This is a genomic window from bacterium, from assembly GCA_023135785.1.
In the GTDB taxonomy this organism is placed as follows: Bacteria; CAIJMQ01; CAIJMQ01; order CAIJMQ01; family CAIJMQ01; genus CAZNJA01.
Genome location: JAGLSL010000066.1, coordinates 1 through 10,382, shown reverse-complemented (window position 1 = coordinate 10,382; position 10,382 = coordinate 1). Strand labels below are relative to the sequence as shown.

Annotated in this window: 10 protein-coding genes; all 10 read right to left on the bottom strand. The window is 37.8% G+C overall.

Going from position 1 to position 10,382, the window contains the following annotated elements:
* Positions 1-81 precede the first annotated feature (81 nt).
* A complete protein-coding gene (locus KAS42_05175; protein MCK4905609.1) occupies positions 82-1,293 on the bottom strand; it encodes a type II secretion system F family protein in 1,212 nt (403 codons plus the stop codon).
* A gap of 130 nt (positions 1,294-1,423) precedes the next feature.
* On the bottom strand, positions 1,424-3,121 hold the full coding sequence (gspE, locus tag KAS42_05170) for a type II secretion system ATPase GspE (GenBank protein MCK4905608.1): 1,698 nt from the start codon (positions 3,119-3,121) through the stop codon (positions 1,424-1,426).
* 185 nt (positions 3,122-3,306) lie between these two features.
* Positions 3,307-5,151: a type II secretion system protein GspD gene (locus tag KAS42_05165; GenBank protein ID MCK4905607.1), complete on the bottom strand. Its 1,845-nt coding sequence runs from the start codon at positions 5,149-5,151 to the stop codon at positions 3,307-3,309.
* Between the two features lie 70 nt (positions 5,152-5,221).
* Positions 5,222-6,076, bottom strand: a complete 855-nt coding sequence (locus KAS42_05160) for a hypothetical protein (GenBank protein MCK4905606.1) — start codon at positions 6,074-6,076, stop codon at positions 5,222-5,224.
* Positions 6,073-7,224 carry a 1-deoxy-D-xylulose-5-phosphate reductoisomerase gene (locus tag KAS42_05155; GenBank protein MCK4905605.1) on the bottom strand — a complete coding sequence of 384 codons (1,152 nt, stop codon included), beginning with the start codon at positions 7,222-7,224 and terminating at the stop codon, positions 6,073-6,075. The genes KAS42_05160 and KAS42_05155 overlap by 4 nt, the downstream gene beginning before the upstream one ends.
* A 100-nt stretch (positions 7,225-7,324) precedes the next feature.
* Positions 7,325-7,573, bottom strand: coding sequence for a 50S ribosomal protein L27 (gene rpmA, locus KAS42_05150; protein MCK4905604.1), 249 nt, complete (start codon positions 7,571-7,573; stop codon positions 7,325-7,327).
* A 78-nt stretch (positions 7,574-7,651) separates the two neighbouring features.
* The gene (locus tag KAS42_05145; protein MCK4905603.1) at positions 7,652-8,845 is read right to left on the bottom strand and encodes an MFS transporter; all 1,194 of its coding nucleotides are present in this window, start codon (positions 8,843-8,845) and stop codon (positions 7,652-7,654) included.
* Between the two features lie 272 nt (positions 8,846-9,117).
* Positions 9,118-9,459, bottom strand: coding sequence for a DUF86 domain-containing protein (locus KAS42_05140; protein MCK4905602.1), 342 nt, complete (start codon positions 9,457-9,459; stop codon positions 9,118-9,120).
* Positions 9,456-9,740, bottom strand: coding sequence for a nucleotidyltransferase family protein (locus KAS42_05135; protein MCK4905601.1), 285 nt, complete (start codon positions 9,738-9,740; stop codon positions 9,456-9,458). Before KAS42_05135 ends, KAS42_05140 begins: the two co-directional genes overlap by 4 nt.
* A 313-nt stretch (positions 9,741-10,053) precedes the next feature.
* A complete protein-coding gene (locus KAS42_05130; protein MCK4905600.1) occupies positions 10,054-10,266 on the bottom strand; it encodes a hypothetical protein in 213 nt (70 codons plus the stop codon).
* Positions 10,267-10,382 lie beyond the last annotated feature (116 nt).

Below are 10,382 nucleotides of genomic sequence, written 5' to 3'. Positions count from 1 at the left end.
TATATATTTCCCATCCTACTCACTTTTTCTTTTTTCGTATCGCGTCCCTCATCCTTCGTCCCTCGTATAATCTGTGCGTCATTATAGCCCTATTATCTGATTCATTTCAAATATCGGCAAAAGAATAGATACAGCAATAATACCAACTATAAGACCCATAGTGATTATAACCAGGGGCTCAAGAAGAGTCGTGAATTTATTTAAAGCCATTGTCACTTCTTCTTCATAACTATTTGATATGTCGTCCAGCATATGTTCTAAATTTCCGCTTTTCTCCCCTACTTCAACCATGTGCAAAAAAAGCGGCGGAAAAACACCGCTTCTTCTTAAAGCTTTACTCATGCTGTCTCCGCGGGATATGTCTTCTTTTGCCTGATATATCGCCTCCGACATAACTTCGTTTCTAACCGCGTCCTTTGCCAACTCCAGCGACGTAATAATCGTAACTCCGCCTTTGCGAAGAGTGGATACAGTTCTTGCAAAGTTTGCAACAAGCGATTTCCTCATAATTTCTCCTATGATGGGAATTTTTAATTTTAAGTTGTCAATTTTTTTTCTTGTTTTTTTTATGTGAAGCAACCATACAAACAGCACAATTAAAATAACTACTGCGCTTAAAACTATAATCCAATAATCTTTTAAAAAATTAGATACATTTATTAAACCCAAGGTAAGGGGAGGCAAAGTTCTATTCATCTGTTCAAATAATCCCGAAAGAGTGGGAACCACGACTATCATAAGAAAAATAAGAACTCCCATGCTGACAAAACCAATCACCACAGGATAGATTAAAGCGTTTCTAACTTTATTGCGCAAGTTAATACTTTCCCTCATCAGCGCGGAAATTCTAAGAAGAATTTCCGCTAAACTTCCGGTTTCTTCTCCGCTTTTTACCATGTTTATATAAATAGGCGAGAAAACTCTACTAAATAAAGAAAGAGATTCTGCAAACGATTTGCCTTCCTTAACAGACTCCGCCAAACCCAATACTACTCTTCTTAAATGATGTGAACCCATCTGTTCGGCTATAGCGTTCAAGCTGGATAAAAGCGGGAGCCCACCTTTTATCAAACTGGCAAGCTGATGTGAAAACAATGCAATGTCTTCATTGCTTGTCCTTCTAAAAGACAGGGAATTTCGACCGGAAGAGGATTGAGTAACAGTACCCACCTCAACGGGAAAAAGAGATTGTTCCCGTAATCTATCTCTTGCTTCTTCTAAAGAAGAAGCATCTATTATTCCTTTAATTGCCCTGCCGCTCTTATTTAAAGCCTTGTATTCAAATACAGCCATGTTTTTTCAGATGACAGATTAACGATAGACGACGGACGACCATTCCCCCGACATAACGTCGGGGTCACTAGGACGATAAAAAACTTTCTTCTTCATCCCTCATCCTTCGTCCTTCGTCCCTCATTTTTTTTCATTCCATTATTTCCTGCGTTTCGCTTAAAACCTCAGATAGAGTCGTAACGCCTTCATAAACTTTTTTTATCCCATCGCCTCTTAAAGTCCTCATGCCATGCTTTTTAGCTTCATTTCTGATAGCTCGAGACGTTTTTTTCTCCATTATCATCTTCTCAATCTCTTCTTTAATAAGCAAGATTTCAAATATAGCTATTCGTCCGGAATATCCCTCATGACAATAAGTGCACCCTTTGCCTTTGAACAATTTCTTGGGAAGTTCTTCTTTTTTTATGCCGAGTTTTTCAAATTCCATAATTTCGTCTTTCTGTTCCAATTTGTATTCTGTCTTGCAGTGAGAACATATTTTTCTAATTAACCTTTGCGCTATTATCGCTCTCACCGATGATGTGAGAAGATACGGTTCTACGCCTATATCGATAAGCCTTGTAATGGCTCCGGCAGTATCATTGGTATGAATAGTAGAAAAAACCAAGTGACCCGTAAGAGAAGCTCTTACTGCAATATCAACGGTGTCCAAATCTCTCATTTCGCCTACCATTATAATATCGGGGTCATGACGCAGTATTGAACGCAGACCGTTTGCAAATGTAAGATTTATTTCGGGTTTAACCTGAATTTGAGCAATGCCGGGCAACTGATATTCTATCGGGTCTTCAACCGTTACTATATTTTTATCGGGAGAATTTATTTTTGAAAGCGCGGCATAAAGAGTAGTTGTTTTTCCTGAACCCGTAGGTCCGGTAACCAAAATAATACCGTTGGAAAGATGAATCAAACTATCAACGGTTTTGAACATTTGTTCATCAAATCCCAGTTCTCCCAAATCAAAAAGACTTCCCCTGTCAAGCAACCTCAAAACAACCCTCTCGCCTCCTGCAACAGGAATTACGGATACTCGTATATCAACCTCTTTTTCTCCGGATTTTATGTCAAACCTGCCATCCTGTGGCAATCTTCTTTCTGCAATATTCAAACTTGCCATAACCTTAACCCTTGAAACAATCGCTGAATGATAGGATTTGGGTGGAGTCAATGCGTCATATAAAATGCCATCTATGCGATATCTTATTCTCAGTTTTCCGGGCAGGGGTTCTATGTGTATATCGCTTGCTCTTTTTTCAATTGCCTGGAAAATCACTAAATTTACGAATTTAATTACCGGTGCTTTATTTGCAAGGTCTAATAAGTCTTCGGCTTTTTCGTCTCTTGTAAACGCAGAAAGGTCTTCTTTCATTTCCTTCATAACATCTTCCGTAGAACCCGACTGCGGTCTGTATAATTTATCTAAATTGCCAAAAATTTCTTTTTCGCAGGCAAGCACAAGTTTAATTTTATATCCGGTAACACCGGCAAATTCTCCTGTGGAAGGTAAATTTAACGGGTCTGAAGTTGCCAGGGTAAGAGTATCTTGATTTTTTTTTACGGGGAGTAATTTATAGTTTTTAAGAATTTTTAACGGGATGGATTTAAGAACAGACTCCTCAATTTTATCTATGGAAAGTTCAGAAATAAATGGAATGGACAATATTTTACTTAAGAATTGCAAAAGTGTTTCTTCAGTTATATGTCCTTCTTTGAGGAGAACTTTATCAAGGCGCTCGTTTCGCTCTTTTGAGAGTTTTAGAAATTTCTTTAAATCGTCTTCATTGACAAGGTTTTCTTTAAGAAGTAGCTGGCTGATATTAAAATCCATTTTACCCCACTCGCCACATTAGAAAAAAATTCTCTGACGTGGTAAAAGATAGCTCCGACGATACGTCAGAGCTTAAATTATACTTAATATGGGAACACTCTTTATCTTTGTTTCTACAAAATTGATGTAAAACATAAAAAGTTTTTAATCCCCGCCTGCTGCGAAGCGGGCAGGTCTAACGGGGATCACTTAACTATTTCCTCTATCTTGAATTTATCCTGGAGTTCTTTTTTCTGTTGTGTTAATTCTTCTATTTTTGCTTTCTCTCTTATGATATAAGGGGTTATAAATATAAGAAGGTTTCTTCTCTCAATTTTTTTCTCGGTTCTTCTAAATAATGCGCCTAAAATCCATATATCTCCCAATAACGGAACTTTATACAGCACTTCAGTGCTATCGTCCCTTATAAGTCCTCCGATAACAATCGTAGAACCGTCATCTACCGACACGCTTGTTTTCGCTTCTCGTATCGTCGTTGTAGGCAGTTCTGTTCCGGTTGCTGTGGGAACAAGTTTCGTAACTTTCTGATATATATCAAGTTTAAGGTTATTTTCCGTTCCTATATAAGGAGTTATCGTTAATTCTATCCCTACATCTTTATATCCATAACTATTTACAACGGTATCCTGCTCGGTTATACGGGAAGAAGTCAGATAAGGAATATTCTCGCCGACCAATATTTTTGCTTCTTTATTATCCAGAGTAAGTATCTGCGGAGTGGAAAGAATATCAAATCCGGTTTTTTTACTATACGCTTGTATAATCATCCCCACATTAGGTATTCCCGAAGTTGTTCCCTTCATAGCTCCTATGATAAGACCGGAGAAAGTTACAGCTTTTTCATAAAGAGACCCTGCGCCATATTTCGCGCCCCCAAACCCTCTGTATTCCCCCTCTACCGGATTATCTACTGTACCCCATTCAACACCTAAATCTGTCATCATATCCATAGACACATCAGCAATCAATGCTTCTAAGAAAACTTGAGGTCTTACAGAATCAAGCTGGTCTATCACTTCTTTTATATTGCTATAATCCTCAGGGTCTGCGGTAACAATTAAAGAACGAGTGGAAACATCGGCGCTGATACTGATAGGTTTGGCTCCTTTTTGGGCTGCATCCTTTCCTAAAGGCATACCCGATAGAATTTTAGCCAATTCTTCTGCGTCAGCGTATTTTAATTTATAAATATGTATGGTCTCTCTTCCTGGAGGAGGCAAAATATCCAATTGTTCAATAAGCTCTCTTACTCTTAAAGTATCATCTTGATTGGCTACTAAAATAATAGAATTTATACGTTCATCGGGAATAAGAGTAATTCCCCCTCTAATAGACGCAGAGGTTCTAGACACAGCGCCTCTTGTAGGTCTTGCGTTAGTAATTGGCTTTCTGCCGGCGCTTTCTACAGCACTGCTAACTTTTTCGGAAATCGTTTGCGCAGAAGCATATTTTAAAGAAATTATAGACGTCTCTAACTTTGCGCCTTCAATGTCAAAAGTATTTATAATCGTCAAAAGTTTATGTATATTGGAAGATGTATCCGTGACAATCAAAGTATTCGTAGGCTGGTAGGAAGTTAAATGCCCCTGTCCAGAAATAAGCGGTGTAAGTATAGCAATAATCTGCTGGCTATCCGCATACTCTAAAGGAATAAGATGCGTAATCATCTTATCTTCCATCGGCATTTCTGAAATTTCCTTGCCAATACTTGTCGGCAGGGAAGATTGCCTGGCTGTTGCCATAGGCACTATTTTCGTAACTCTGCCGGCAGGGATAGCTGTGAAGCCCCTCACCTCAAGTACAGACAAAAAGACTGCATATACTTCTTCCACCGGTATTTGAGTCGGGGAGATAATAGTTACCTTTCCTCTAACTCTATCGTCGAGAAGAAAATTCTTTCCTGTCACTTTCGAAACAAAATTCGTAACTATTCTTAAATCAACACTCTCAAAATTTATAGAGATAAGTTCTTTCGCGTCTGCTCCCGGTAAAGGAGAAGTTGCAGGCGCGCAGTTAACATTCAAAAACATTATAAAAAATAAAACCGCGCAAATAATTGATTTAAATCGCATTTTTTTAATTTGCATAATCATAAATTTATTATTTTATTTCATAAGTTAAAGTTTCCGTTGAATCGCCTCTGTCAACATCCAATTGAATTGAGTTAGACCTTTCTAAATTTCTGTAAAACTCAAAGATCTTTTTGGGGCTATCTATCGTTTCGCCGTTTATTTTCTTAACAACATCGCCTTTCTTTATTCCCATTTCCAAAGCTATGCTTCCTTCGTCAATGTCGTCAATCCTAAAACCTTCCATCTTACCCGCAGAAAAATTAGGCTTAATTTTCAAACCTGACATAATCTGCGAAACATTTTTTGTTGCCTGAAGAATATCTTCTCTGCTTAAAATCCACTTATTAGGGGAAGGATTTTCTAAGCTGGGAAAATCAGGCGACGGCAAACCGGCAGTAACAACAGTCCTATCATTTGTTTTGGTTTCCTCTCCGTTTTCGTTGATATACAAAACTATTTTTTCAGCGCCTCTTACTAATACCACGCTGTCAACCATAATCTCATTAACTTCCATATCCTGTATTTTATCACCTTTTTGATAAAGGCCATCTTTTCGCTTGCTTTTATCTTCTATTATACAGAATGTAAATTCCGAAGAACCCACTACCGTCCCTTTTAATTTAAAAGACGAAACTTTGGAAGAAGTAGTTATAGGTTTAGAAATTTCACTAATATTAAATAAATTTCTTTTATAAATTACCGCGTAATCACTAAGATTTTTTTCAGACTTTGCGAGAGATTGAGATTCAGGAGAAATCGGCAAAACAGCAGCTTCTGCCTTTTCTTTTCCATAAGAACGTAGGAATAAAAAAATATTAAATGATAGGTATACCACTATGACGCAGAGAAAAATATTTAAATATTTAATCCATCCTCTTCTCATAACTTCTCTATTATACTACCGGCTTGTATTCTTGCCCAATGGTCTGCTTTTAAAATATTTTGCAATTCTTGTTCAAGATTGGGGCTGTGTCTTTTCGTAACAGATTCACAGACCTGCCAAATTTGCGGGAATGATATTTTGTCTTTCAAAAACGCCTCTACAGCCACTTCATTGGAAGCATTAAGAACAGCAGGCATTGTTCCCCCAATCCTGCCTGCCGAACAAGCAAGCCTTAGGGCAGGGAATTTTTTCTCATCCGGCTTTGAAAAAGTAAGTTCGGAAATTTCATTTAAATCAATCGGCTTAAATTGACCCGGGGTTTTATCGGGATATGTCAAAATATGTTTAATAGTAATTCTCATGTCGGGTTCGGATAACACAGCCAATGTCGTCCCGTCAACAAATTCCACTAAAGAATGCACCACGGATTGCGGATGAATTATCACATCAATTTCATCCCAATCCAAATCAAAGAACCACTTCGCTGAAATAACTTCAAAACCTTTGTTCATCAACGTAGCCGAATCTACGGAGATTTTAGCTCCCATATCCCAAGTAGGATGTATAAGCGCATCTTTTGCTTTAATAGACGAAAACTTATTCTCGTCATAATTATAAAAGGGGCCTCCTGAAGCCGTTAAAATAACTTTATGTATTGTCTCTTTTTTTTCTTTGTCTATGCTTTGGAATATAGAACAATGCTCACTGTCCAAAGGAAATATCTTGATATTTCTTTCTTTTGCCTTTGCCATAACCTCTTTACCGGCAATTACCAAAACCTCTTTATTGGCAAGGGCTATATCGTTTCCGGTTTTTATTGCTTCAAATGTAGGCAACATCCCCGCAGAACCCACAAGCGCAATTACAATCAAATCAACTTTTTTACCTGCAAGTTTCGTAACAGCTTCGCTTCCGATAAAAATTTCTTCCAGAGAACCTTTAAAATTTTTTTTGAATTGTTCGCCTTTTGCATCATCGGCAATAGCAACCCATTTTGGATGGAATTTTTCGACTTGTTCTGTTAAGAGTTCTATATTATTTTGGGCGCTCAAACCGACAACTTTGAATTGTCCGTTTAACTGAGATACCACTTCCAGCGTGTTTTTTCCTATTGAGCCTGTAGAGCCAAGAATGGTAATTTCTTTCATAATATTTTTATTTCGCCTTATCAGCGAAGCGAAAAGACATGACTACCAACTTTGATATAACGGCAAACTAATCAAAATAAGCAGTAAGAATGTTAAATGTTTACGAGGTAATAACGCTTACAGTTTTTTGCTTCTTTCCGGTATACTCGACAGCTCCCGCCACCATAGCGAAAATAGTATGGTCAGAACCCAATCCCACATTTTTCCCCGGTTTAATCTTTGTCCCTCTTTGCCTTACAATAATACTTCCCGCTTTAACCTTTTCACCGCCAAACTTCTTAATTCCAAGCCTTTTGGCATTAGAATCTCTACCCTGATTATTTGATGCACCTCCGGCTTTTTGTGCCATATTGATAACCTCCTTATAAATACATAATTGAGGGGGTGATTATAATCCAAAGAAGACTCTTAAGCAAGCATATAGCTATTAAACGGCAACAGTCCTTTTCTCTTTTTTATAAGAATCTTTTAACCAAAAAAGAGGAATAATAGAAGCTGAAGTCAACATCCCGCTCAAAATAAAAGGATAATTTATAGAAAATTTACTCACAACTCCCGCAATCAAAGGCCCGAATATCCATCCCAGCCCCTGCCAGGAAAGAACCATCCCCACATCAAGCCCGCGCTTGCCTTCCCTTGCATAATGCTGAATCAAGGTATTACGAGCAGGTACCCATAGGCTCGCACCAAATAAATCATGCATAAGCCATAAAACAGCCGCCATCATAAAACCTGCCGGCACTACAGTAAGGGCCGTAAACACCCCCTGAATAAACAAAAAAATAATAACGGTTATCTTAAGATTCCACTTAACCACCTTTCCTGCTAAAATCATAGGAAGCCCAAAGCTTAACCTGTGCAAAGCTAAAACAACAGCAACCAAAGCGGGTGATATAGAAAACTTGTGCAGAAAAAATAAAGGCGCCATAAAAGCATGGCTCATACTGACTCCTACTCCCAAAATAAATCCGGACACAGCCATAAGAAATAATGGCTTAGACAACCGATGCCTAAAAGGTGAAGACCAGTAAAAAGAATCCGTTGTTAAAGAACTATCGCCGATTGCGACACTTTGATTTCTAATCGGAACAGGTTTTTCCTTAAATTTAAACAGAAATAATATGCCAACAAAAACTAAAACTACTCCGGGGATAATAAAAGAATATTTATAGCCAATTTTTAATAATAAAAACCCTCCTAAAAGAGTGCCTATACCCTGGAAGGTAATATCGGCCCCTCCTATCCAAGCAAACAAATGCCTAAAAGAATCCTTCCATTTTTCAAAAATCAATAACTGCTGCAACGTCTCCTTAATAGCTCTTGCAATTTCCCTCAACGACCGCAATACCACTTGAGATGCAATGTTAGAAAGAAAAGGAGTTAATAAAGTAGACAAACCGCAGAGTAACAAAGAAAAAGAAAAAACGTGTTTCCTGCCAACCAAATCAGAAATATGCCCTGCGTAAACTCTAACAAAGAAAAGGAATATTGCAGAAAACGAAAAGATAATACCCATACTGCCGTATGACATCCCCATATCGTCTAAGAAAAGCGGCAGGAGCAAATCGTATAGCCCGACACTCAACCCAAAAACCGCGCTTACAATAATCAATAAAAACATAGAGGGAAGTTTACATTAAGAGAGGGAGATTGTAAATAATCGGTTAACAAGGGTTAAAAACGCCCGCCACTAAAGATTGGCGGACAGGGTTACAAAATATTTTAAATTTGTCTTTCATGCAACCCTGTCCCGATAGAATGTCGGGACATTATTAACTGTTATTAACCTATATTAACTTTTATTAACTGTCTTTTAGTGACTTGCAGAGAGAGAAAGGATGTATATTAAATTTGCCCGCCGTAGGTTGTGGCAGATGTAAAGATTTAGGAACTTCACCCTTCTTTTTCAAGGATATTCTTTATTTCATCTTTCAATACACGGATGTCTTTAGTGGCAGTATCCCAAACAGCTTCTAAATCCACTCCAAAATAATCATGTATTAATTTATCTCTCATTCCTGCCATCTCTTTCCATGGAAGAACTTTGTATTTTTGTCTTAATTCTTCAGACAACCGTCTGGTAGCTTCACCTATTATTTCAAACTGTCTTATAACCGCATTCTGAATAATACGAGTAGCTAAAAATTTTTCGTGATTTACATTCTCAATGTATTCTTCAATCTCAGAAATAGCATCCAATATATGTTTCAAATATACAAGTTCATCCCTTTTCATCCGTATATCACCCTCGCCTCATTTTTAATTCTGTCAATCAGATAGGGACTTATTGCTCCTTCGGTCAATAAATCCACCTTTATATTCAATGTTTCAGATAGTTTCATCTCTATGCCCACAAGGTCAAGAAGACTCTTTCTATCCAAGAATTCCACGAGAATATCCAAGTCACTGTGAAGGTTTTCTTCTCCCCTTGCATATGAACCAAAGACTGCTACTTTCTTCGCCCCATAGTTCTTTAGAATTGTAGTTACTTTCTCGAATATTTTTTCATTTCTCATTGCAGTAAAAGGTAACACAAGAGCGGTTTAATTGTCAATTGCGTGATAGAGAGATTGCTTCGTCGTAAACTCTCCGAAGAGTCCGTATACTCCGTCCTTTCGGAGTCATCGGACCTCGCAATGACAGATTAAGAGTGTCATTGCGAGCGAACATAGTGAGCGTGGCAATCTAATTCGGTCATCGTTAAAAATCGTTTTAGGTAGTAACGATAACTATTTACGATAACCGTCTTTTTCTTTTGCGATTAGTTAGTGCGGAGAGAAGAAGTAGTATTGAGGAGTGACTTAAAAAATATGTTATTTTTCTAAATTTTCAATATCGGCTAAATCTTGAAATCTGCTGCTTGCCTTTCTTTAGATCAAGAACTGTAATAGTTTTCTGCATTCTTGTGGTAGATGGGTCATAATTGAATATAATTTGTCTTAATTGTTCCACTGCCGCAATTCTTTCAAGGTAGGTCTTTTTTCGCCAGTAATTGGGGCATTTATCATGCAAAGAAGTTATCTCTAAAACCTTTTTATCCACGCGATATTATACCATATTCATTAGGCACATAAACTACTCGGTTATCGGTTTTAGGTTTTCGCAGTAACCCCGAGAAACCTGCCCTCTGCAATTTGAAAAATTGCGAGGACTAAAGT